We start from the raw sequence: 26162 nt of genomic DNA, 5'->3' as shown, positions 1-26162 counted from the left end.
TTTCACAAGACCCCCTGGGAGTTTCCGGCGGGCGCACCATCGGCCCGGGATTGACGCTCCAAAAACGCGCGTTTAAATTCGGTGAATTCTCGACGGACGATGGCCCGTCGGATTTGACGGAGGAAGTCTAACATAAAGGCCAAGTTGTGTAAAGTTAAGAGCCGGAGGGCCGTGGTTTCCCCCGCCCGGAAGAGATGGGCGAGGTACCGGCGGGAGTAGCGCCGGCAGACCGGGCAGGCGCAATTCGCCTCCAGGGGACGGCCGTCCTCCCGGAGGGCCGCCACGCGAACGTTGTAAGACCCGTCCCAGGTCATGACCTGGCCGTTCCGGGCGTTGCGCGTGGGCCAGACGCAATCGAACATGTCGACGCCCCGCTCCACGGCGGTCAAGACGTCCTCGGGGCGGCCCACCCCCATCAAATAGCGCGGTTTTTCGGCCGGCAGCTCCCGGACGCTCGCCTCGATCATTTCCCCCAACAGCGCCCGGGGTTCCCCCACGGACAACCCGCCCACGGCGTAGCCCGGAAAATTCATTTCCACGGTACGGCGCGCGCTTTCGGCGCGGAGGGCCGGGAAGGTCGCCCCTTGAACGATGGGAAAAAGGAGGGTTTTTGTCCGGCGCTCGTCGGCCGCCCAGCGGTCCCGGGCCCGGGCGGTCCAACGCAAGGTGCGTTCCATCATGTCCCGGGCGTCGGCTTCGGCCACGGGGTAAGGCGGGCATTCGTCCAGGCACATGGCCACGTCCACCCCCATCCGGAGCTGGGCGTCCACCACGGTTTCCGGCGTCAACCGGTGGCGGGCGCCGTCCACGTGGGAGGAAAAAGCGACCCCCTCTTCCGAGACGTCGCGCCGGTTGGCCAGGGAGAACACCTGGAATCCCCCGGAATCCGTCAGGATCGCGCCCTTCCAGGACATAAAGGAATGGAGCCCCCCGGATTTTTCCAGAAGGTCGATCCCCGGACGAAGCCAAAGGTGGTAGGTGTTGGAGAGGATAAAGGAATAGCCCAGGGTTTCGAGGTCGTCGGCGGAGAGGGTTTTGACCGTGGCCTGGGTTCCCACCGGCATGAAGATCGGGGTTTCCACCGCCGCGTGGGCCAGCGTCAAGCGGCCGGCCCGGGCGGCGCCGTCGGTGGTTTCCAGATCGAAAAACCCGGGGGCTCGATCGGTCATGGGACCGACACGATACAAAAAATCAACGGCGGGCCGGACTAGGCGTTGGTGGAAACGACGTTCAGGCGCTTCACGTCGTCGGCGAGGCGGTCGGTGGCGTCGAAGACCACGTCGCCGGCCAAGAGGATCAAGAGCTTGACCAAGCCCTTGGCGCCGTCGCTCAAGTCCAGCTTCCATTCGCCCCGGTTCAAGAGGAAAAGGTCCGTGGCCGCCAAGCGGGACTCGTCTTTGACGCCCTGGACTTCCAGAAGCAGCCTCTTTACGGAATAGGCGGGCCCGACGGCGGCGTCCAGGCGGGCGCTGTCTTTCGCCACCACGTTCCCCCGGGATTGAAGCGCGGCCAATTCGGGCCGTTCGGCGAAGAACCGGTCCAGCTCCGCCCGACCGACTCCCGCGGGGAGGATCCAGGACAAGCGTTCGTTCTCGGGGGACGCCGCGGCCGCGAGGGCCAGAGCCCGGACCAGCGAAGCGTCCCGCTCCCCGGCGATTCTTCCACGCAACAGATCGGTGGGAATTTCAAAGGCCAAACGGCGGCCGTCGGCCAAGGCCTCGGTCACGCGCGCGGGCAGGCCGAGGAGTCCCTGGCCCCGGTGGTATTGGGCGAGGGCGGAAGACGCGTCGGCGGGCAGGTCGCCGGCGCGGGTCCACCCGTCGGAAAGGAGGGCCAAGAGGCCGATTTCGTCGGCGAACCGCGCGGTGGGGTCTTCCGTCCGCGACAACGGCGTCCGGCCCGCGCGGTGCCGTTGGCCCAGGCGATAACCGATGTCGTCCAGGGACGCGCCGTGCTCCAAACCCAAATCCCGGGCCAACTGTTCCCGCCGGTCCCGGGCCGCCGCGCGGCCGGCCAGGGCGTCGGCGCGCAGGGACGCCGCGTCCAGGTCGTACCGCGAGAAATCAATGACTTGGCCGACGGGACCGCCCAAAAGAGCGCTCTTCAGCAGGTCCCGGGAAAGAAGCCTCGTCCCCACGGGCGACGTCGCGGGCGCCGGCTTCTCCGCCCGTGTCTTGGCCCGGCTTTGGAACCAGTGAACGGCCAAGAAAACCATACCCCCCACGAGCAAGAACGCGGGGCCGCCGGGGAGGAACCCGGCCAACAGGGGCGCGCTCCACCCGAAGAGCGTCGCCTTCGGCATCCCCCCAAGAAGCGGAATTCCCGCCGGGGCTTCCCCCGAGCCGTGGATCGGGGGAAGCGCGGAGTCCCGGCCGAAATCGCTTTCGCTGATTTCAGGGAGGTCCAGGAATTGCTGGAGAACCGCCTCCACCGTCGACTCGTCCGCGGCCGTCAAGGACGATCCGTCCGAATGACGCAGGCCGAAGGTGTCCATCACGATGCCCCGCTGGGTGCGGATGCTGGGATCCCCGACGATGTTGAGGCCCCTTTCCGCCAGCCACCGGGTGATGACGTGCAGGGTTCCGAGATATTCTTTCTCCCCCGCATCGTCGCCCAGCACCCGGTCCGAGGTTAAAACCGTGAGCGACCGGGCCTCCGCCGCTCCGGAGAAGTAAGCCAGGGTTTTGACCACCGGCCGACTGCGCGGCAAGACGAAGCGGTAATCCCGGCCGGCGGCCCGGAACTCCCCCGCCACGCGCCCCAGGTCGATCCGCTCGCCCCTCAAAACATCGGCGGCCGCGTTTTCCACGGTTTGACCCAGACGGGCGATTTCCCGGTCCTGGACTTTCTTGTCCGCCGCGGCGAGGGAACCGAGATGGACGTAAAACCGGTCAAAGATCCGGCCCCGCTCAAATCGGGCCTCGGCCGCTCGGATGCTGAATCCCTGGGACGCCATGAGGCCCGAAAGCACGGCCAAAACGCCGGGCCGGTCCCGAAGGACTTCGATGGAGAATTCGGCCATGCCGTCGGCCCCGGAACGCCGCGCCCCGACGGCCACCACCCCGCCTTGTCGTTTCGAAAGCGCGTCGTCCAATGCCCCTTGGACGGTCGTGGCCGAAGGCGGACGCCAGCCCGCGCTGGCCAAAAAGAAGGGCAAATATTCCGGGTCCTCGGGTCGGCGCACCTCGAGCCAGAAGGACTGCTGAAGGGACACCAACGTGTCGAACAAGAGGCTGGCGTCCTGGACGTATTGGATTTTCTCCGGGCGAGTCAATGATTCGAATTCAACGCGCCGGTCCCGAAGGCGCGCTTGACGAAGGAACGCTTGCCGCGCCCGGAGCAGTTGCCCGAGCGACACCCGACGCTGAATCGCCAGAACGGCCCAGCCCGACAGAAGGCCGACCAACCCCTCGGCCCCCCGGGGAAAGAGGAACCGGCTCATCCAAGTGATGGCGTCGTATTCTCGGACCCCCCCGAGTCCGGCCTTGAAATCCGGGCGCAGCAAGCTGGAATCGGCCCTTTCAAATTGGGCCTCCCTCTCCAAGATCACCCCGCGCAGGATTTCGCGCCGATTTCGGGAAAGCAGGCGCCGGTAGCCCGGCCGGACGCCCTCCTCGAACAACCGGGCGTTGCCGGCCACCGGGCGCGCGTTCAACCCGTAGACCCGCAGAGCGTCCACGCCCGTGTAGAGACTCCCCATCTCATGGGACCTGGGTTCCCAAAAGGCCATGGCGCGCTCAACGTCGCCGGCGTGCTGATAATCCTTCAGCGGCTTGGGGTCCTGGGCGCTCAGGACTTTTTCCAATCCGTAATACAGGGCCTCGGCGGCGGCGCCCGTCTCGTTGTCCGGGGCCGGGTAGGCCAAGTCGTTCGGAAGCAGAAGGTGCAAATCGACGTCCGATATCAGGCCCGGCCGACGGGACCCGTAACTGCCGTGGGCCATCAGGGCCGTGCGGTTCAAGAGGCGGTGCTTCCGGGCCGCGCGCCGGAACACTTCCCGAACCACGGCGTCCAAACCGTCGGAAAACGCCCACATGAAGGCGCGGTAGGAGGAGGCGTCGGGCATCCCGCCCGCCGATTCCTTCATCGCGGCCTTAAACTCCGTAAACGATTTCTTAAGGTCGGCCAGGGCCCGGTCGTCCTCGGGAATGGTTTGGGTCGCCGCCACCGCCCGGCGCAGGGTCTCGAAAGCGGCCCGGGAAGGTCCGTACCGGATGCCGGGGAGGATCAACAAATTCTCCGCCGCCAAGGCAACGGCGATCGCGGAGAGGAGGCCCGCCGCCAGAGACGGGAAAATTCCAATCCACGGAATCACGGAAAGGGCCACCAAAGTCCCCAACGATAAACCCACCAAAACGATTGGCAGGGAGTATCCCCGTTGGGCTCGTCCCGCCCCCGGAGTCGGCGCCCACCCGGCGGCGTCGTCCAGCGCCCGGCGAACGTCGGCCGTCGCCCCCGATCCTTCGAGGGGGCCAACGAGGGATTCCGCGACCCGCCGACTCTCGGGCCGCAGGGCGACCAAGGGCGCTTCCACCATTTCGCGGAATTTGACTTCCAGCGGGTTTTTCATGGACAAGGGCGGCAACTTCTCAATGTCGAAGAAGAGGATGACGGGCCGCTCGTTTTCCCCCGCCGGGCTGAGGTCATTGCGCATGTTCGCAAAGTGATAATTGATGCTGTTTTCCAGCAAGGTAAACGGCATCAACTCGTGGACAAAATAATGGGAGCCGTCCGAATTCTCCTTCAAGGTGGCGCTGTTCAGGCCGTGGACCGCCCCCCGTTCCCCGACCGTTCTGACAAAATCGGCAAAAGTCCCCTGAAACCGTGGGCTTTGAAATTCGTTCGGGTAGGATTCTTCGCCGTTCACCGCCCGGCGGTACATGCCCGGGAGGTCCAGCCAGCTCCGCACGACCAGTTCGGCCAAACGGTAGCGACCCGCGCGAAGGGCGGACTCCACGGCCTCGGTCGCTTCTTCCACGGAAACCCCTTGACGCCGCAAGGAGGACGCGTAGTCCGCGATCCACCGGTGGTAATTCGCCAAGGCCTCGATCAACCGGTCCGTCTCCAAGGACACGGGGGACAGGGGAGCGCCCCCCGCCGAGCGCGGCCCGCCGATCACGGTGTCGAGCCGGCCCCCGGGGCCGACTTCCCTCACAACCACGACGGGACGGGCCGGATCCCGGCTTTCCATCCGGCGAAGACGACCCGACGCATCGTAGAACCGAACCCATCCGTTTCGGTTCTCGTCCTTTTGGATGGTGGCCAGCAATTCGCCCGACGCGGATTTTATTTCGGTGGCCACGCCCGTCCACGGGGAAGGAACGACGGGGATCGCCGGCTCCAAACCGCCGTTGGCGGGGAGGTCCCGACTCAATGATCTTACGGCCTCGCCGATCCATTGATCCAATTCCCGGCTGTTGCGAGGATCGCGGCTGAAAATTTCCGCCGACAGAACGGTCGCCCGGCGTTCCGTTTCGGCGGGGGCCGGTCGGGAGGGCGACCAACCCAGGCGACTCAACAAAAGGGACTTCAATTCGTCTTGGATCGTCGCGGCGGGCTCTTCGTTGCCGATCATCCGCCGCCAGTGATAATCCCGGCGGCTGTCGTGGACGGCGATCAATCGTTGGACGGCGGCCTCCAGGTCGGGATCGTGGCGAAGCGATAGGCCTTTCACCCAATTCGATATTTCCCGGAGGGTTTCAAAATCCCCGGCGTTCCGCGCCAGGGCGATTTTCCCATTGAACTTGAAAAGCAATTCGGCCTTTTCACGGGCCGGTACGCGGGGGCCTTCTCCGCCGAGTTTTCCATTCCCGCCGCGACCGCGGCCGCCCGGGGGACCGCGGCTCGTGGCCATCATCAAAATCGAATCCTTGGCGGCCGCCAGGCGGTCCGGCCACCGGCGGAGTCCGGCCCGAAGCGGCTCCACCGTCGCCGCCGCGGCGAGCAAAATCAAGGTCAGGGCGGTCGCCACGAAGGACGGATCCAACCACCGGACGGGGGAAGCGGGGGTCCAGGTCGCCGCGGCGGCCGTGGAAATGAAATCCGTTCCGGGCAGACCGAAGGACAGAGCCGCGCCGACCAAAAGCGCCGCCGCGACCCGGCCCCACGGGGCCGGCGGGCGGGCGGCGGCGGTCGCGGCCGCCGGCGAAATCTCCACGTAGCCGCGAAGGTCCCGGGCCACCAGAAAATCGTTCAATCGTTTTTCGGCGGTCGGGATCCAATAGGCGACGAGGGCCCGCGCCAAATGGTGGAAATCCCGGTGGTGGCTTAGGATGCGGGCCACCTCGCCGTACACCAGGAAGCGCGAAGTTTCCACCCGCCCCTGGGCGTTCGTTACCGAGAGCAACAACCAAGGTCCCCGTTCGTCCCGCTCCAGGGTCAGGGTCAGGCGACCGGCCAGACGCAAAATTTTTATGGCCTCGATCAGGACGGCCGTTCCGAGATACTCCCGGCGATCGGCCGGGGCGACGGCGGGGTCCGAAAAGAGCTCGGCGGGAAGGACGACGAAGGACAACCCCTCGGGCGTGCCCACCAAGTCCCCGTCGCTTTTTTGCATCCAATGGGAGAACGCCCGCAGTCCGAAAAGTTCCGATTTGCCCGGGGTCTGGAACCGGGCGGCGGGGTCGTACGAAAGCAATCGAGGCGTCAAGGCGCCGAGGGATTCCAGGGCCTTGACGACCCGGAGGTAGGCCACTTCCGAAGTGCTCGGGGCGTCGGGTCCTTCCCGGCGGGGGGACCGGGGGAAAAGTTCGTAGGGGCGTCGAAGGAAGGGGAGGGCGGAGCTTCCGTTGTCTTCGGCTTTAAGGGGAATGGGCGTCCAGGTTTCGGGCGCGGTGTTCCGGTTACGGAATTCCAGTTCGCTCAAATCCGTTTTCACCCGCCATCCGCTCCGGGAACGGCCGGCCGCGCGGATGGGGAGGGCGGGGACGGCGGAACCGCGGGTCAGTTCCCACCCCGTCCAAACGAAAACGAGATTCCACGCGAAATGACCCAGGGGATTGGCCAACAGGGCCGCCGCCGTGGCCGCGACGAAACGCACGAGGTTCGCTTGACCGGTCATGAATTGAAGGGTTTCCAGGAAGGCCCACCCCATCGTCGCGTAAACCGCCGCCAAACCGGCGACACGAATCCACCGGGGCCCCGGGTGTTCGTAAACGAAATCGGCCAATCGGGTCGCCGCGAGGGTCCGCGGAAATTCGTACCACCAGGCCACGCCCAGGGCGGCGACGAGGCGAACGGATCGATCGGACGGTTGGAACCCCCACCGTCGAAGAACGTTTTCCGTCCAGCGGCGCGTCAGGAGGGAGGACAAAGCGCCGTCCCCGCCCTTCGGGGACGCCAGCGACAACACGGCGCCGGTCGCCGCCCGGCCGCCGGACGGAAGCCGGGAATCCCGCTTGACCTGGAGCGTGAGGAACGTCCCGTTGTCCAGATTCAACCGGTCGCCGTCCAGGGCGTCGAGGGGCACGGCCCGGGGCAAGACGTTGTCGAACCAACCCGTGTCGTGGATGAACCGCCAGAGCGGCACGTCCCACAGCGCGTGATTGCGAAGCCAGCCCTCGAGGGGCGCCCCCTCCAGGCCCCACTGCCCGAGGGTCGAGGGCATCTCCACCGAGGCCAGCACCACCCCGGCGGGAAGAGCGGTGAGGAAATCCATCAGCAGGGCGTTGGGATGAACGTCGTCCGGTTCTTTCCCGGTTTCGGCCACGCGTTGGCGGTAACCGTCGATCAATTGGCTCAACAAATAGGGAAGGACGACCACGTCCCCGGAACGGAGGGACCGAACGGTTTGAAAACCGCGGCTTTTCAGGTCGAGCTCCTCCAGCGTGCCGTGCCGTTCCAACACCACGCCGCTGGGAAAGGCCCGGAATTCCATGCGCAACAAATTGAAGGACCCGTCCTTCCGGGGGATCCCCGTGTGGAGGAGCCACTCGGCCAGGAGCGGTATGAAATGCTCGGATTCCATGTTGCGGCGCAGGCGTCGAACAACGGGCTGAAGGGTTCTATCCCGACCGCCGACGTTCGCCGCGGACACCACCCGCAACCGTCGGCGCACCGATTCCCGGATGGTCCGGGTCAATTCCCCATCCAGGTCGTTCAAGGCGGCCGCGGTCAGGGCGCGGTGGAAGTAGTGGGCCCGTTCCGCCCCCCGGGCGGCCAGAGCGGCGGCGGCCGGCGGCAGTTCGATCTCCCACCGGCGTTGGAAGTCGCTCCAGGTCCCCGGGACTTTCAAACTCATCCGAAGAAGCCCTTCTTCGGCCGCGTAGCGGTAGACCAGGAAGCCTTTGGCGGAGAGGTATTCGAGGAATTCGTGGAGGATGGCCAGATCGCGGATCGCTTGGGATTGGGCCAGGTCCTGGTGAATCGCCAGGGCGGCGTTGTGAAGCCCCGTGCCGGCGAAAGCCAGCCCCCGAAGGTTAAAGGGGGAATCCTCGAATCGGTAGACCGCGGGCGCCGACATTCTCCGTTGGTCCAAAAGATCCGCCAAGGGCCGCAGGGGGTCCGCGGAGGATCGGGTCCCGCGGTCCCCGCCCCGAAGGCGCAGGCGGCCGATCGACTCTTTAACGGAAAAACGCGTCGGCGTCGCCGAGAGGATGGGCAGGTCCCGGGGGAAGCCGCCGGGCCGCTGAAGGGCGAAAATCAGGGAGCCGTCGGGACCCCAGCGAATCGAATCCAACTCCACGCGGTGGCCGATGGCTCCCACCGCGCGGCCGCGGCCGTCGGCCGCCCGGGCAAAGGACTCCAGAATCGCGTTGAGCCGATCGGCGCGGGCCGACATGTGGGGCGAGTGCTCCGCCAATACGTCCTGGCCGCCGTTCGACAATTCGACGTACAAGCGGGCGGGCGCCCGGGCGGCCGTTTCCGGAAGAACGTCGGATTCGCCGACCTCGCGAAGGTGGAGCGCGCGATAAAAAGCCGCGAATTCCCCCCACAGGGGATCGTGGGGGGATCCGACCACCAGCAACGGAGCGGGCAGTCGCGAAAGTTCGGCCAAGCATTCCGCCAGCGTCGTCTCCAAATAATTCCCCAGGGCCCGGGACTCGGACAGCAAGTGGTCCCACCCGTTGAAGAGGGCCCAGGGGACGGCCGGCGGGGCGTCGGCCGTCGTTCGAGCGTCGTCCGCCGAGGGGATCCAGTTTTCGATGAAATGGCCCCACCACTGGGATTCCTGTTGGCGAAGGGACCGACGGGAGGCGGAGGAGAAGCGCGCGGCCTCCATCCAGGAATCCAAAGTCTCGCTGACGCCCTTCAAGAAGGAGAGCCAGCCGATCAACATGGAATACCAAAGGCCATTGGGCACCGGCGGATTGAGAAGAACGACCCCCCGCACGGCCCCCGGCGACATCGCTTGAAGGCGCAGAGCCACGGTGGTGGCGACGTGGGCGCCCAAGGAATGCCCCACGACGAGGGCGCCGCCGTCCGACCAATCCGGACCGCCGCGGGAGCGAATTTGTTCCAAAACCGTGACGGTGTCCCCGGCGGTTTGACCCACCAGGACGTGGGCGTCGGCGTCCCGCCGGCGAACGACCACCCCGGGCCGGTTGGCGAACCAATCGGCTTGCCGATTCAAAACGGGACCCGCCCCGCCGCCGTAATTCCAGACCACCAGGGGGCCCTGGCCGGATTCCTTCACCGCGGCTTCGATGGTTTCGCCGTTCGCCCCCGGGACGCGCAGAAGCCGCCAACCCGGGTGTTTCCCGGCTTCGACTTGATGCCAAAAATCGTTGCGCCGACGGCGGGAGGCCAGGGGAACGACCATCGCCCCCGCGGAAAGCAAGGCGGACGGTTGATCGGAGCCGGCGGGAACGGCCGACGCTTCGCGGGTCGCCGGGGAAACCGGATGGGACCAGGCCCGAGAAGAATCCGAAACCAATCCGCTCATAAAGAGAGCCACGGAGGCCGTCAGGGCCACGAACCGACGGCCGACCAACCCCCAGATCGGGACCGGGGCCGGCGCTTCGGGAACGGCGCCCGGAATTTCCCATTCCGAAACAAATTCGTGGGCTTTCCCCGCCGCGGGCGCGGGCGGAAGGGGGGCGCGCAATTGAAAAACGACTTCCCGGGTCGCGGCGTCCGTGGTCCAGGACCATCGGGCCCGCTCGGCGAAATCGGCGGCGCCGACGTCGTACAAGCCCCGGACCAAACCCGGCAACCGGGTCACCCCGATGCCATACCCCGTTCCGGGGGACCGGTTTTCGACCGCCACGCGGGGGTTGCTCCGGCCGACGGAAAATTCACCGTTCAATTCCGGCGACAACGGGGCGATGGTTTCGTTTCGAATTTCCAACAGAAAATCCCCGCCGTCGATCCGCGCGGCGGCCTGGGCGTCCGCCCCCGGAACGCCGTGTTGCTCCACGTTTTTCAAAACAATGTCGAGGATTCCCTTAAGGGAAAGGGGGTTGAGGCCGTTGAGTCGGGCGTCGGCCATGCCGGCCAGGGCCGCGACCGTCCGGTCGATGAGCGCCGTCCGGCGAGGATTTGAAATGTACCCGTCCCCCACGGGCACGCCTTGACGGGGAACGAAGCGCTCAAAGAATCCGGCCGAGACCGTCGTGCCCCAGCGGATGGCCAGAAGAGCGTGCTGAAAGGAGAGGATCCCCAGCGGCCATCCCCGGGGCGGGTTGGCGTTGTAGCGGCCGTGGAGGAGGGGCACGGCCAAAAAGGGCAGGAGTTGCGCGGCCAATTCGATCCACGCGCCCGGCGGGCCCAAAATCGGAGCGCCGGCCAGGGCCGTGAGCAACCAGGGCAGACCCAGGGCCAAACCGAGGTGGACGGTGCGCAGTCCGGCCCCCAGGATCGTGAGCTTCGTTAAATCCCGCGCCGTGGCTTGATAAAGTTTCAGGCGCCCGCTGGGTTCAAAGAAGTGAACGCCGCCCACGTGACCCAGGGGGAAGAGAGCCACCGCCGTCCCGGCGGAAAGCAACAAGCTCACGCCGCTGGGAAGACCCAACGTCATTTCCAAAACCCGGCCCAGGAGCGTGACCGCGCCCATCAGGAAAAGTTCTTCGACCACGCCCAGGACCCGGACGGTGGTTCGGTCGGACCAGCCGGCAAACCGGAAATTCTGAATGACGGGCCGCCAAAGCGGCAGAAGACCCGCGGGAGCGCCGGTCGGGGCCGGGGTTCCCACCAGCAAACGGTTGTTTTGCCCCCAGCGAATGCCGTCCTGAAGGACCCAATACCGGGGTTCCCGGCGATCCCGGGACTCCACGACGAATTCGTAGGCGCCGCGGGGAAGTTCCACCGATTTCGCAAAACGCAGGGCCACGGTACCGTCCGCGGCCGTGACCGCGGGGCCCGCCGGCTCCAGCCGGATTTCCCGGCCGTTGGACCATTCCCCGCCCCAGGCGGGGCCCGCGGGGACTTCGCCCAGACGGGCCCGGACGTCCAAGTGGGTGGCATCCACGCCCGGGCGCACGCGCACCCACGCTTCCAGGTTCGCGGGTTGATTTTCGGCCACGCTCACCCCGCCGAACCACAACGGATCCGTCGCGACCCCCAGGGGGAGGGAGTAGCTCAAGTTGAAATCCCGCAGGGAAGCCGCCGCGGTGAGACGCGCTTCCAGCACGCGGCTTAGACGGACCGAGGTCGCCTGGTGGGCGGCGAAATCCATGGGACGCTGTTGGTAGACCTCCAGGGCCTTCTTCAAGACCGCCACGTACGATTCCGGCTTTTGATTGTCGGGGATCAGGGTGTTTCCGTGGCCGGGTTGCGAGAAATCGATGGGCATTCCTTGGCCGCGAATCAACCCTTCGCCGTTGTGAAAGGGCGGCGACAGAACGAGGGCCCCGGAGGCGGAGGCCGCGACTTCCGTGTACCCGTTGGCTTCCGTGTCCTTGTCCGAATCGAGGACGAGGATATCCAAAGAGGCCAGGGCGGATTTTTTCAGTTCCGAATCCCGGGAATCGATGTAAATCAGCCGGCCGTGTCCCGGCCGCCACTCCCGATCCAAGTTTCCGGAAAGGGCCTCCAGGGTCCGGGCCATGGCGGCGCTGGGGCTGGTGGGGTCGCTTTTCTGCTGAATCGGAGCGAACAACACGACGTTGTAGCCGGCTTTGACGAGTTCTTCAATGTTTCGGGTGGTCCAGCCGCGGTTCATGTTGAATTTTTCATTCACCAGCCGTCCCACAAAACCCACCGTCGGCTGGCTCAACAGGGCGGGGTCCACGGCGGGGGTCGGCTCCCCCCGTTTGGCCGGATCGTTCAAAATGAATCGAAACCGCCGGTAGAATTGCTCTTCCACATGCTGCGGATGGACCAACAAATCCGTGAAAAATCGCTCCTTCGCCAGCCGTTTGGCGTCCCGGACCTGTTCCGCGGTGGGCCGCAGGCGGTCGGCGTTTTCGTGCCCCACCTCGTCCAAATAATCCCAAAAAAGCCCCGCCGACCACTTCAGGTTGGCGCCGTTGGTGATGCCCACCACCGATTGGGGATCGTCGTATTTCCGCATGACGTCCCACCCGTGCTTGCGGGCCACCGCCTGGGCGTGACCCGGGGTGGCGGCGATGGCCGCCGCGGTGACGTCCGGATACCCGTGGGCTTCGGGCCCTCGGCGCGCAAAATAAAAATTCAATCGCTGGTGGTCCCATTCGGGAATTCCGCTCAGATAGGAGGCCACCCCGTAGTGATCCTCGGGCCTCCCCCAGGTGTAGCCCTGGCGGTTCCCGTAGGTATGCGTTTTAAAAGTACGGGCCGCCAGGGGAGCCAATTTCGCCAGGAACGGAACGGACTGCACCAATTCCTCGGACCGGGGATTTCCCCCCCGGACGATTTCGGCCAGGAGAACGATGGCCATGGCCGTTTGCGCGTCGTTGCCGTGCAGCACGGGCGGACGCCATTGGGCGCCCAGAGCCTTGGAGCGATTTTCCTCCAACCGGCCGATGACCGCGAGCGTGGCCACCCCGAAAAACGCCGTGAATTCCTCCCAGGAGGCCGGGTTGTCGCCGCTGGGCCGATAGTCGTAAAGCTGTTTGGTGAAATGGGCGTCCCCGTCGGGATTGTCCCGGAACAGGTAGACGGGATTGCCTTCGGGGCCCCGCATGGGCCGAACGCGAATTTTGACGGGCCGGCCCTGGAACTTCACTTCCAGGTCAAAGGGCGGCTCCAAGGAGGGCTTCAACGGGGTGGAGGGCCGCGCGCGCTCGGCGGGCACCATGCCTTCGGCCGTTCGACGGTGGGTGTAATCGGGCTCGATGTCCACCACGTCGAATGCGGAATCCCGGGTGATTTGCCGTTCGGCGTCGCTGTGGAACACCTGCACGGGCCCGAGCCCTCCCGCCCAAACCTTCCGGCCTTCGGCGGAAAGATGGTAAACGCGCTGATAAGCGATTCCGTGCAGCTTCGCCCACCCCTTGGGGATCCGTCCCGTCATTAAAAAAATGTCGTCCACGATGGGCCGGTCGGCCAAAGCGGAATCCTGGGCGACGGCGGCGCTCAACTCGTTCAGGAGGCGATCCTCCTGCTCGGTCGTTAAAAGAGCGATGGCTTTCAGCAGAGGTTGCGGGGCTTCCACGGGACCCGATTCGATGAGGGGTTTGGACCAATCCTCTTCGGCGCGCCGGGCTTCGAGGAAGCGGGGGTCCAGGTCGCCGCGGCCCCTGGGCGGTTGGCCTTCGAGGCGGCGCATGAGGTCCACCCGCTCCCAGGTTCGACGCTCCAACGCGGTCGGGGACAGGGCCAGGGGGGCGTTGAGCGCGTCGTCGGCCTCGGTCAGAAAAGGAATCAGCTGGCCGTTTTCGAGTTTTTCCCCAAGCAGGTCCGCCAAACCGTTGACGTCTTCGCCGCGGAAATCCCGGAGGAGGCGCCGCACCCGAAGCGCTCGACCGAGGGCGTTCTTGGGATGAGCCTCCAATTGCTCCAGGGAAAGGGCGTAGGCTTCTTCCACCGGCACGCCCCAAAACAAGGCCGCCTGAATCCGCAGAGCGTCGCGATGGATCGTCGAGTTGTCCGCCACCCCCAGGACGACGTGGTACGCTTCGTGAAAGAGGGCCTCCCGACGGTGGGGATAAAGAACGGAGTCGGGGTTGAAAAATTCATCGCTCAATCCCAAACGCGCCCGGCCGGTGGCGGTTTTGGTTTCGGCGAAACCGAACCCCAGGACCCGCCCGGCCGATTCGCGCTGGAACGCGTCGGCGTCGAAAAGGCCGGCGTCCGCGTCGGACGACAAAGCCCCGAGTTCCTGGCGGAGCATATCCAACGTTTGGGGGATCGTCTCGCCCCGGCGGGAACCGGCCAGCGTCGGCGGCGGGCCGCTGACGACCGTGGCCATCCATTCCTCGAGGTCGGCCAGGGCCCCGCGGACTTCGTCCCCCCGTTCCAGGCGAATCGCGCCCAAGTCGACGCCCGCGGGCAAATGGCCGATCAGCGGAGCGGCGGGGGGAACGGCGTGGCGGCGCGCGGCCACTTCGGCGGTCGATTCGTCGTGGGCGGCGTCCCGGGCGGCCGAATAGAGTCCCAAATACTCCCGCGCCACGTCCTCCCAGGATTTCGGCGTGCGCATGGCGTTTTGCTGGAGCAGATCGATGTTGGGCTCGTCGCCCAAACGTTGACCGTGGCCGGCCTCGTAGGCCCGCAGAGCCCGGCGGGCGGCTTCGCCGAAAGCGGCGCCCGTGGGCTCGATGAATTTGAAGCCGTTGGCGTTGTCGGCGTCCTCCCGCGGATCGACGACGGTGTCCTGCAGGCCCCCCACGGCCCGGACGATGGGGACGGCGCCCAAACGCATTCCCTTTTTCTCGGTCAATCCGGAGGGCTCAAAGCGGGAGGGCGACAAAACGAAATCGGCCGCGGCCCCCATGTAATGTTCCCACCCCCCGCGGCCCCCGAAAGGCCCGAACCAAACCCGGCCCGGGTAGCGTGTCATGAAATCGGTGAATCGCCGGGCGAGGTCGTTGCCCATTTCCGAGTTGTCGCTGTCCCCCATGAGGACGAACTGCGCTTTGGGAAATTCCGTCAACAAGCCTTCCATGGCGTCCGCCACGAAATCGAACCCTTTTTGCTCCGACAGGCGGGCGCACGTGTAGAGCATCGGCGCATCGCGATCCACGGTCAACCCCAGGGCTTTTTGAAAATTCGACTTGTTGGCGGGTTTTTTCTCGCGCACGTCCCTGGCGACGAAGGGGGTGTAGGCGTAGGGCGCGTCGGCGATGGCGGGGTCCCGCTCGGGGTTCCAGATGTCGTCGTCCAACCCGTTCATCACGCCGACCAGATCGGCTTGACGGGCGCGGTAAACCCCGGCCATGTCCCGGGTGTTTCCGGGCAACACGTAGTCATCGGGGCTCAGCAATTCGTTGCGGTATTGGGGACTGACGGGGTTGATCTTGTGGGCGGCCAGCAGCGCCGCCTTCTGAAGAACGATCTGGCCGTGAAATTCAATGGGGTCGCCGGGACCGAAACGATCGTAGCCCGCGGGAAGGCCCAACCCCCGGAGGAATTCCTGGTTGTAGCTGTCGGTCCCGTCGTCGTTTTTAAGGCGGAAATTCCCCATGTACGCCCCGTTGTGAACGGTCAAAATGCGACCGACGCCGGCGAAAGAGGCGTCCCCTTTCATGAGCACGGGCACCAAAGCGGCTTGCCAGTCGTGGGCGTTGACGGCCCGGTAGCGAACGCGGCCCCGCCGGTCACCGCTCACCAATTTCATGGCCTCCACCACCGCTTTGGCTCCCAAGGCGGATTCCTTGAGCGGGTAATCGTAATACCGCAGGTCGTTGGGGGGGTTGTACCCGTACTGGAAGAGCCGCCAGCGTTCGGTGTCGCCGGACCGCGGGGTGACGTCTTTCAGCGCGTACACCGTTAAGCGGCCGGCGCCCGGGGTCGGCACGTCGATCTCGGTTCGGAACAGATGGAAGACCACCCGTTCCCCCGCGGTCGCCACCGGCACGGTGAGGTGGGTGTCGACCCAGGGGACCTTGTTTTCCATTTCCTTGTGCATGGGCATGTAAAGGTCCACGTCCTGGCCCAGCTTGGCCAGATTGAAGGACGCTTCACTGATGGCGTCGCCCAAGCCGCCCCTCTTGAAAAAGTCCCGGTGCTCCCAGCTCACCATGGCGACCGAACCGCTCAGGGTGTTGGGAAGGGGAATGAAATCCATGGGGTGTTCGGTCCGGTAGCGGCGGTTCGCCATGTTGTGAAACCGGTTGGTGAGGGCCACCACGGCCCCCAGGGCGTTGGCCCGAATCCATTCGCGGATGGTCGGCAATTTGGCGTCGGCCGCGACCAACGCGTCCGCTTTTTTGCGCGGGCGCCCGCGAAAGGCCGCGACGGCGGCCAGCGCCTCGGCTTTTCGGTCCACGCTGACGATTTGTTTTTCGTCACCCAACTTGAGCGAATGCTCCCACCACAAATTAACTTCGGTGGCTTCGTGCTTCAGGACGGTCAAGGCCCGTTCCCGGTCGGATTCCCACAACCCCCGGGCGATGAAGACGCGTTTGACGGGGTTCAGGGTTCCGACGGTGCTTAAACCCCCGCCGTGGCCCTCCTGGGCGCCCCAAGGCCAAACGTGCAGGTAACGGAACGCCCCGTCGCCCACCAGGTGAATTTCGAAATCGTTGAGAACGCCGTCCCGGGACAGGTCCTCCCCGTCGCGGGTCGTCAGGGACAGGGCGCCCCGGTGGTTCTCCGCGCTCCACCCGCCCGCCGCGTTGCGGCGAAGGATCGAGTGACCGAAAGCCATCAGACCCCGGATTTGCCGGTTGACCTCCCCGTGGGGCGGGGCCAACTCGACGCTCACCGAGGCGATGTTCAGATCCCGGCGTTCCGACCGGCGCACCAGGGGGGTCCCGGTGGCCGCGGCCGCCGCGATCATCAATTCGGGGTTGGAGGGCCCGAAAAGGGACCCCAGGGCGGCGGCGAAGCCCGCGGCCAACAGGGGGCTTTTGTTCCGGCCGATCCAGCGCACCAGTCCCGTCCAGCGCCGGGAAAGGCCCTGGGCAAAGGACGAGGTCAAAATCCGGTCGATTCCCCGCTTGGCGTTCGCGAAGGGGTTGCCCGACGTCGCCAACATCAACAGGCCGATCGCGGCGATGCCCAACCCGGCCCAGCGGTCGGCCGCCGCGTCGATCAGGGCGCTCCCCCCGCCCCGGTACATGGGCGAGAGGAAAAGGGTCCCCATCATCAGGAGGACCAATCCAATTTTTGTTCGGGCCGGGGCCGCGGGCGCCGACGGTTCCTTCGACTTCCCTTGGAAAAGGACGGGCAAATTGAACACGGCGTTGGTCGCGACGTGGAAGGACCATCCCGCGAGGAAACCGAGAGCCACCGCCACCGGAGAAAAGGCGCCCATCCAGGCCACGGCAAAAGCCCCGGCGCCTCCCAGCGCGGCGACGAACCCGGCTTCGGTTCGCTGGCCTTCGGGATGGCGCGCCACGAACAGCAGGCGGTTAAAGAACAGGATAAAGGCGGGAACGAAGGCGCCCAGGACCGGATCGCCCCCGAGATTCATCAAGAAACCAACGAGGAGCGGAAAGAGAAGCGCGCTGTTGATGGATTCGGCGTTGCGGAGCCCGCCGAACAGGTCTTCCAGGGTGGGCCCGGCCACCGCGCGATAAAAGTAGCGGCCCCAACGTTCGCCCAGGAGAGAGACGAACTTGGGCTCCCAAAAAGCGGCGACGGCGGGGATGGCGCCGCCCCGAATCGTTGCCGCCGACGTCAAGGGAAGGTGGACCGTCAGGGCGATGCGGTACCGATTTTCGCCCAGGGCCCGCTGGGTCCAGGCCAATCGGGCCCGGGAAGTGAGTTGGTCCGGAAGACCCGCTTGATAGATTTGATGGAAGTAAACGGCGATGTAGGCGGTCCCGGCGCCCGACCCGGACTCCACGCCCCGGGAACTGTAGATCAGCGGCTCCGCGGTCGCGGGAGTGAAGGAACGGTTGCGGATGTTCTTGGGCGCCCGATTGGGAAGCGGATACCCCCCGTCGTTTTCAATGCGGAGACGCAGGGTGTTCCCTCGGCGGGAAAGTTCCAGCCGGGCCGGTGAACCGTCCCAGGCGCCGTGGCCTTCGGTTTCCCCCAGGGCGTAACTGGTCAACGAGGACAACGCCGCCGGGGCCACCGCGGGGTATTGCGCGGCGAGCTCGCGAACGGCTTGGGCCGTCGCGTCGATGTCCTTGGCCAACGCTTTCTCGGAGGTCCATTCCCGCGCCAAAAGAATTTCCCGGGCCGCGGCCGGACGGGACCGCCCGGCGGGAAGGAGGCCCGCGGTCAGACCCGCGAGCCCCAAACCGCCATCGATGCGGCCCGCCGCCGTTTCGGTTTGGAGCGTGGTCAACAGCGACTCCAGGACGGCCGCCCGTTGATCGCCCGTCGCGCCTCGAACAAAAAGGGATTCGACCAACGCCGACCACCACCGGTCGGGCGGGGTGGCCAACGCGGGAATTCGGTGGGATGAAATCTCCCGGGAAAGCCGCCGGGCTTTTTCCGCGTCGGGATCGCCCGCCGTGGCGGCTTCCACCAAACCGGCGACGTGTTCGATCAACGTGCGTTCCGTGGCGGCGGCGAACCAGGGCTCCGCCGCCGCCCGGGCGAACACCGACTCCGCGTCGGGCAGGGCCCCGGCGTAGGAACTGCCGGCCGCTTTGGCGGCGTATTTCAGGAATTCGCGGCGAAGTTGATCCAGCGTCGGGAAACCGCTTTTTTGCACCAAGGCTTGAATGTACGGCCGGTGCATGTCGCGGTACCCGTCGGAAACGTCGGCCAACGACAAAATCAACGCCAGCCGGACGTGCCGCTCCGTCAAGCCCGGCACCGCGTCCAGCGATTCCTTCGCCCCGGCCCCGAGGGCGCTGTGGGCGCGGAGGATCATCGCCACTTCCGCGGACAGGACGAGTTTTTGCCGGCCCAGAACGTCGAAAACCAATTGTTCGTGTTCGGCCAGGGCCCGGAACGCCGGGGAATCCTTGGGAAAGATATCGGGGGTGATCACGTGCTCCACGCAGTCCTCGTGGAATTTGCCGATGTCGTGGGCGCTCGCCGCCAAACGGAGAAGCGCGATGTCCTCCGCGTTCGTTCCGAGGGACCGCGCCAGATGATCGGCGAGGTCCCGAACCCGGACCATGTGGTGGGCGATGGGTTCCAGTTCCCGGGTCCGCAGACCCAACCGGGCCGAAACTTCAGCGATGGCCCGGCCGTGGGCTTCCTCCAGGGAGAGCTCCGTTTCAACGACGGCTTTTTTGGGGGCCGACAAACCGGCGAGCCGGAAATTCAATTGCTGGATCAACGACCGAGCGTGGGCCGACCAATACCCCCGTGTGCGGTCCCCCCACCAAACCACCCGGCCGATCAGGCCCGGGCCGGACACATCGCTCAACGCATACACCCGAAGGGCCAGGGGACCCGAGGGCAATTCCACCCGCCCCGCGAAGGCCGGCTCCGCGCCGAAGCGGTCGTAGACGTTTTCCCGGCCGTCCGGGGCGCTCAGGAGCGCCAATTCCTTCTTGTCCCCATTGGAAACCGTGACCCGAACGGCGAGAGCGCGTATCCCCCCGCCCAACTCCAACACGTCGGCACTTAAATCGCTCACGGCGGTAAATTGGCGGGCAAATTCGGCGAATCGGTCGCGGTCGCCTTCGGAAAAATTGGTGGCGAGGCCCCCCAGAAATTCCTGAAAGGACGCCCAGAGGATTTGGGCCGTCTGCTGGCGGGCCGCGGCGGCGCCCTGGGCCGCCAATCCTTCGCCGGCGGCCTGGCCGAGCCGGGGGTAGGCCAGATGGATGACGTCGCCCGCGAGGATTTTCTCCAAGGGGAGCGGCGAACGGGCGAACACGTCCAGGGGCCGGGTCTCGGCGGGCACTTTGGCCAGTCGGGGGGAAACGACGGCGTAGGATAGACCCTGTTGACGGCAAAGCTGGGCCAGCCCCGCCGTGTGGAAGCCCCCCGCCACGAGGACGGCGGCCGAGGCGCCCTCGGCCCGCATTTTTTCCAACAGGTTTTTGATCAGCGCGCCGTTGCGGTCCAGGGCCCGGGAGCAAAAACGCTCGAAGGAATCGAGGGTTTCCGGCGTCAGGGCGTCGGCGCCGGCGATCCGTCCGGGAACCAGGGTCGAAAGGGTTTTGGGAAGGGCCAACAACCGGGGCCTTTCGACCAGATAGGACTGCCACTCGGCCGGGGTCAATCCGTGGGTGGTTAATTTGTCCAGCAGAGTCAGACCGCGGCGCACGGAGACCAGGGCCTTTTCCTCCGGGGAAACCGCCAGGGCGGATTCCGCCGATTTTTCCAGGGCGACCAGCTCTTGAAGAAGACCGTCCCGGTCGATCCGCTCGGCCAACAAGACGTAAGACACGTAAGCGCTTAATTGAGGATAACGCTCCAACCCCAACCCGTGGTCCGCGCAGAGACGGCGGAGATACCGGTGGTAGTCCCCGTAGGAGAGGCGGCCCGCCCGGTAATCCAGACTTTCCCGGACCAGTCCGGCCAGGGCGTCCTCGGGCAAACGGCGCGAAAGACCCTCCACCAGGGCCCGGCGCTCGTTCTCGACTTGGACGAAGTCGAGGCGCTCCTCCCATTGCAGGGCTTCCCGCAACAGGCGCGTGTTCTCGAATTCGGTCCGCGATCCTTTGCGCAGACCCCACAGATACGCGGCGTAAGCGGCCAAACCTTCTTTCCGCTCGTGGTAGGCCCGGCGGTGGTCGTCCAGCGCCCGAAGGGCGGGGGAGTAATAACGGTCGCGAGCCTCGTCGGCGGCGGCCGACAATTTCGCGGCCAAGGCTTGAACGCGAGCCCGGGTTCGTTCGGAATTTTCGAAGGCGGAAATGTTGTCCCGGTAAAGGCCGGCGTCTTCCACGCCCCAGAGGAGCGGCGGCTTGTCGCCGGTCACGGCGGCCGCTTCGGGGCCGGTCAAATAGCCCAATCCCAAAAAGGTGTCCGCCAAGGCCCGGGTGATGTCGGCGTTGGGATAACGGCGATAGGGATCCAGGGCGAAGGCGCCCACCGCGCCTTCCAGGCCCACCAGGGAGAGCCCCCGGGCGGATTTCAGGGCCGTGGTCAGGCCCGCGAGGTTCCTTTGGGCTTCGGCGATTTCGTGGGCGTCTTGAAGGTGGATGATGGTGGGCGCGCCGGGGCGGGGCGACAAATAAACGTCGCGAACGTCCCCGTAGGGGGCGACCACGGCGGGCAACCAGCCGAACGCCCGTTGCAGGGCGGGGGAGGCGGGCGTCTTGGCCGGAAGGCGGGCGGCGCCGCCCAGGGACTCCTCGGACAATCGACCGGCGACCGGGGGAAGGACCGCGTCCCCCAACGGCGCACGAGCCCCCGACGGCAATTGCGCTAAAAGGGTTGGATTGTCCGGCGACCGCCGTCGTCCGGCGCGCTCCCGCCGGTCCGACCAAAAGCTGGATTCGACGGCGTATACCCCCGGAACGTTGACCAGGAAATAAACGGCGGCCAGGGCGCCGCCCAGAACGGGGCGGGCGCCGCGGCGCAACGCGGTCGAAAAGGATCGGCCGTTTATCCGCATCGGAAAAGGTTGCTCCACCATTGGCGCAATTTGGTTTTTTCGGGGGGTCGTTTCGAGGTTTCGGTGTGGGGGGGCCGAGACCGGTGGTCCCGTCGGCCGCCGCGAACCCACAGATAGGCGACGCGCCGTTGGCGGCAGGCGTCGCATTGGCAATCGGAGGCAATTAATCGGTGCAAGGCGTCCCTCCCGGGGAATCGGCAAACATCTTAGGAACAACCTAATGATAATTTCGGGAGGTTAACGCGCCCTTGGGGAATTGTAAATCTTGTGTAAACGAATGCGGGACTAAAGAATCGCCATGGCATCGCCGTAGGACATGAAACGGTAACGGCGATCGACGGCTTGGCGGTAGGAATCCCGAAGGAGATCCACGCCCGCGAAGGCGGCGGCCAGCAGAAGCGGCGTGTGGCGGGGCATGTGGAAATTCGTGATCAACCGGTCGACGATACGGAAACGATGGCCGGGAACGATGTAGAGCCCCGTTTCGCCGGCGCCCGCCCGAAGGCGTCCCTGTTCGTCGGCTTGGGATTCCAACACGCGGACCGCGGTCGTGCCGCAGGCCCAGACGGCCGCGCCGCGCCGTCGGGTTTCGTTGACGGCATCGGCGGTGGACGCCGGCAAATAGAATTCTTCGGGCAGCATGCGATGGTCCCGGAAGTCCGCCGCGATGGGTCGGAAAGTCCCCCACCCGACGCGCAGGGTCAGGAACAGGACCTGGACGCCCCGGGCCCGCAGAGCGTCCAAGAGCGCCGGCGTGAAGTGGAGCCCGGCCGTGGGGGCCGCGACGGCGCCGGGAGCGTGGGCCCGGCCGTCGTCGGGAAGGGGCCCGTCGGCGGCATACACGGTTTGATAGTACTCCCGGTCCCGTTGATCCGTTTCGGCCGAAGCCGGCGCGGCGATGTAGGGTGGGAGCGGCGGACGCCCCAGCCGGTCCAAATCCCCGGCGATGGATCGCTCGAAGAGGATTTCGTGCTCCCCGTCGGGGGCGGGGCCCAGAACGGTCGCGGCGGTTCCGTCCGACAAGACGAGACGAAGGCCGGGTTTCGGTTTCGGGGTCGCCAGGGAGGTCCAGCGTTCCCCGCCCGCCTCGGGTGGAAACCGTTTGAGGAGCAGGAGGGCGACGCGCCCGCCCGTGGGTTTTCGGGCGGTCAACCGGGCGGGAATCACCCGGGCGTCGTTCAACACCAGGGCGTCGCCGGGCGAAAAAAAGTCCGGCAATTCGGAAAACACCCGGTGCTCGACCTCCCCGCCCGCTCGGGGGAGAACCAGCAGCCGGGCGGCGTCCCGCCGCGGGGACGGCGATTGGGCAATCAGCTCTTCGGGTATCTCCGGAAATTCCAGAAACCCCGCTCCGCTCCCGTTATTCACGAAAATCGTCGATGGAAACGGCGCGGTAATAATAACGGAGGATTTGGCCGTAGTTCATGCTTTTTTCCGCCAGGGAGCGCATGCCCCATTGGCAAAGTCCCACGCCGTGCCCCCACCCCCGGCCGTGGATTTGCCAAACATTGCCCCGTTTGGAAAGCCCGGACCAAAAGGTGCTCCGAATGAGCCGCGGGTCCACCAGGTTTCGAAAGACGTTGGCTTTTAAATCGACGGTGTCGCGATCGCCGTAGACCCGGACGCGGTACACCCGGCCCGAGGGCGTGTGGGATAAAATGCCCAGGGCCCGCACCGTGCCCACCGGCACGCCGCCCGTCTGGAGGGACCGAGTGACCAACTCGTTGGACACCTTGGCCGTCCAGGTGTAGTGGGGCGAGCCCCGGCACCATTTGCAGGAGACCGGCGCCAAATACGGTTGGCCGCCCCGCTCCCAAACGTTCTCGGCCGATTCGGTGGATCCGCCGCAGCAGGAATGGTACACCGTCCCCACCAGGCGGTGTTTTCGGTCCACGAGAACCTCGCCCCGGGTGGCGTCCACGGCGGCGTCGGTCAGGCGGCGTTCGGCCTGGGCCCCGCCGTAGGTTTGACAGTGGGGCTCCCGGCAAAAATCGAACCCCTGGCGACCGTGACGGCCGCGGTTGCGAAGCGCGTAGGTGCGGCTGATAACCGCTTGGGCTTTGAGGGCCTGCTCGGGCCACGTATCGGAGGTTTCCATCTGAAGGACGCCGCGGAGATAGTCTTCGACGGAAATCAGGTTCACCACGCGGAAAGCCGGGCCCGTTCGGGTGACTTCCAGCCGGCCCCGGTAGGGACGCCCGTTCAACCAGACCTCGTCGGCGGGAGTCGTGGGGGCGAGGATCACGGAGGCTCCCCACCGTGCCTTGTTCACAATGAACCCGGCCCCCGCGATTTGAAGCCGGGCCGCTTTCTTAAGGGTTAAACGTTTTCTGGGGGCCGGGCCTTCCAATAAATAATCGCCGGGGCCCAAATCCACCGAGGTGGTTTGTTTAAGGAGTCCGATGCGGAGAATCGGCGGAACGTAGGGCGGGCGGCGGTCCGCCCGAAGGGGCGCCACGGGCAACAACGCCAAGACCAAACCCAATCGAAGGGCGCGCACGGGAGGATTTACGGGAGAAGGTTGAAGCGGGCCGGCACCGGCGGCGTCACGGGGCGAAGAGGGTGGGGGATACCGCCGAGGGGTCCTTCGGCGCGGAAAGCCCCAGGTGCGTCCAGGCCCGGGGCGTCGCCACGCGGCCCCGAGGGGTGCGGGCCAAAAATCCCGCTTTGATCAAATAGGGTTCGTAGACGTCTTCAACGGTGTCCCGCTGTTCGCTGACGGCGACGGCCAGGGTGTCCACGCCCACGGGCCCGCCCCCGAACTTGGTCAAAAGGGCGTGGAGGATCTTCCGGTCCACGGCATCCAACCCCTCCCGGTCAACTTCCAAGGCGTCCAAGGCTTGGCGGGCGACGGCCGGCACGATGCGTCCGGCGGACTCCAAATCCGCGAAATCCCGAACCCGCCGCAGAAGGCGGTTGGCCACCCGGGGCGTGCCCCGCGCGCGGTGGGCGATTTCCCCGGCGGCTTCGCCGTCGATGGCGGCGTTCAAAAGTCGGCTTGACCGCTGAACGATGACCGCCAAATCCGATTCCTCGTAAAAATCCAGGGTCGCCACGATGCCGAACCGGTCCCGCAAAGGCCCGGTCAAGAGCCCGGCCCGCGTGGTGGCGCCCACGAGCGTGAAACGCGGCAACGGCAATTTGATGGTTTTGGCGGAGGGGCCCTGGCCGATGATGATGTCCAGGCAAAAATCCTCCATGGCGGGGTAAAGGGCCTCTTCCACCGAGTGGTTCAACCGGTGGATTTCATCGACGAAGAACACGTCGCCGTCCTGGAGGCTTGTCAAAATGGCCGCCAAGTCCCCCACCCGTTCCAACACCGGTCCGGAGGTTTGGCGAAGCCCCACGCCCAGCTCCTCGGCGATGATGTGGGCCAAGGTCGTTTTGCCCAGGCCCGGCGGTGCGGAAAAAAGGCAGTGATCCAGCGCCTCTTTCCGTTTTTTGGCGGCGCCGATGAAAACCGAAAGGTTTCGTTTGAGCTTGTCCTGGCCGACGAACTCGGCCAATTTTTTTGGACGGAGAGCGGCGTCGAGGGGCGGTTCGCCTTCCTGGGCGGCGGGGGCGATGGAGCGGAGGTCGTCCACGAGTCAGTTCCTTCCCGACAGATGCCGCAGGGATTCGCGGATCAAATCCTGAGCCGCGCCGCCGGCCCCGCCGGACTGGGCCGTTTGAGCCGCCGCCCGGGCGGCCGGTTCACGGTAGCCCAGGGCGATTAAGCCGGCCACCGCTTCCTCCAGGGCGCTCGAGCCCCGGGCCGGACGGTCGGAAGCGGGGACCGCGTCCAACTTGCCGTGAAGCGCGGCCACTAATTTTTCGGCGGTTTTGGCGGTGAACCCGAATTGGGACGCCAGGGCGCCGGCATTTTTGTCGGCAACGGCGCCGTAAAAATCGACGAGGGAGCCGGAAGCTTTGTCCAGGAGCTCCAGGGCCTTTTTCGCCCCGGTGCCCGGGACGTGGTCCCGCAGAGCGTTAAACAGTCGTTTTTCCCCCTCGGTCAAAAACCCGTAAAGGGTGGTTCCGCCGCCGTACATGGCCACCGATTCCACCACATACAACCGCGCCTCTTCCCCCAAATCCGGCAAGCGGGCCGCGGTGCCGGACGCCACCGCCACCTCGTAACCCACCCCGCCCGCGTCCACGACCACGGCCCCGGCGGTTTTCTCCACGACGGAGCCTCGAAGGCGGGAAATCATCGCGCGCCGCCGGACCGACCCGCGAGAGCGGCGGGCGGAACAAAGGTGTTCAAATGGCAAAGGGCGATGGCGAGCGCGTCGGCCGCGTCGTCGGGTTTGGGTATTTCGGGCAGGCCCAGGAGGCGTTGGATCATGTTCTGCATTTGAAATTTTTCGGCGCCGCCGTGGCCGGTGAGGGCGACTTTGACCCGCTTGGGATTGTATTCGTGAATGGGCAGGCCCAGTTCGGCCAAGGCGAGGAGCAACACTCCCCGTCCGTGGCCGACGATGGCGGCGCTCCGGCTTTCCTTGGCGAAAAAAAGCTCTTCAATGGCGGCGGCGTCGGGTTGCACCCGGGCCACGAGGGACCGCAGTTCCCGGGCGATGAGGCAAAGGCGATCGGCCAGAGGGGTTTTGGCGGGCGTTCGTATCACCCCGTGATCCAGGGCCACCAAGCGGTCGCCCCGCCGCTCCACCACGCCCCAGCCCGTCGTGGCCACGCCGGGGTCGATGCCCAAGACCCTCACGCGGACGGTCCCGGAACC

Annotated in this window: 7 protein-coding genes; all 7 read right to left on the bottom strand. The window is 66.0% G+C overall.

Annotated features, from left to right (window positions below; translation table 11 throughout):
• Positions 1 to 2: 2 nt before the first annotated feature.
• Positions 3 to 1169, bottom strand: a complete 1167-nt coding sequence (gene tgt, locus IPP68_03230) for a tRNA guanosine(34) transglycosylase Tgt (GenBank protein MBL0349375.1) — start codon at positions 1167 to 1169, stop codon at positions 3 to 5.
• A gap of 38 nt (positions 1170 to 1207) precedes the next feature.
• Positions 1208 to 21445, bottom strand: coding sequence for a glycogen/starch synthase (locus IPP68_03225; protein ID MBL0349374.1), 20238 nt, complete (start codon positions 21443 to 21445; stop codon positions 1208 to 1210).
• 285 nt (positions 21446 to 21730) lie between these two features.
• Positions 21731 to 22786: a tRNA preQ1(34) S-adenosylmethionine ribosyltransferase-isomerase QueA gene (gene queA, locus IPP68_03220; GenBank protein ID MBL0349373.1), complete on the bottom strand. Its 1056-nt coding sequence runs from the start codon at positions 22784 to 22786 to the stop codon at positions 21731 to 21733.
• 19 nt (positions 22787 to 22805) lie between these two features.
• Positions 22806 to 23945 (bottom strand): SpoIID/LytB domain-containing protein, encoded by a 1140-nt coding sequence (locus IPP68_03215; protein MBL0349372.1) that lies wholly within the window; start codon positions 23943 to 23945, stop codon positions 22806 to 22808.
• A 46-nt stretch (positions 23946 to 23991) separates the two neighbouring features.
• On the bottom strand, positions 23992 to 25029 hold the full coding sequence (gene ruvB, locus IPP68_03210) for a Holliday junction branch migration DNA helicase RuvB (GenBank protein ID MBL0349371.1): 1038 nt from the start codon (positions 25027 to 25029) through the stop codon (positions 23992 to 23994).
• A 3-nt stretch (positions 25030 to 25032) separates the two neighbouring features.
• On the bottom strand, positions 25033 to 25638 hold the full coding sequence (locus tag IPP68_03205) for a hypothetical protein (GenBank protein ID MBL0349370.1): 606 nt from the start codon (positions 25636 to 25638) through the stop codon (positions 25033 to 25035).
• Entirely contained in the window at positions 25635 to 26144 is a 510-nt protein-coding gene (ruvC, locus tag IPP68_03200) for a crossover junction endodeoxyribonuclease RuvC (protein MBL0349369.1), read from the bottom strand. The genes IPP68_03205 and ruvC overlap by 4 nt, the downstream gene beginning before the upstream one ends.
• Positions 26145 to 26162 lie beyond the last annotated feature (18 nt).

This window comes from Elusimicrobiota bacterium, from assembly GCA_016722575.1.
GTDB lineage: Bacteria > Elusimicrobiota > Elusimicrobia > FEN-1173 > FEN-1173 > JADKIY01.
The sequence above is the reverse complement of the archived record's forward strand: the minus strand, read 5'-3'. Positions and strand labels throughout refer to the sequence as shown.

Excerpts from the sequence above, each read along its gene's own strand:
- tgt (MBL0349375.1), bottom strand. The coding sequence starts at position 1,169 with ATGACCGATCGAGCCCCCGGGTTTTTCGATCTGGAAACCACCGACGGC.
- IPP68_03225 (MBL0349374.1), bottom strand. The coding sequence starts at position 21,445 with ATGCGGATAAACGGCCGATCCTTTTCGACCGCGTTGCGCCGCGGCGCC.
- IPP68_03205 (MBL0349370.1), bottom strand. The coding sequence starts at position 25,638 with ATGATTTCCCGCCTTCGAGGCTCCGTCGTGGAGAAAACCGCCGGGGCC.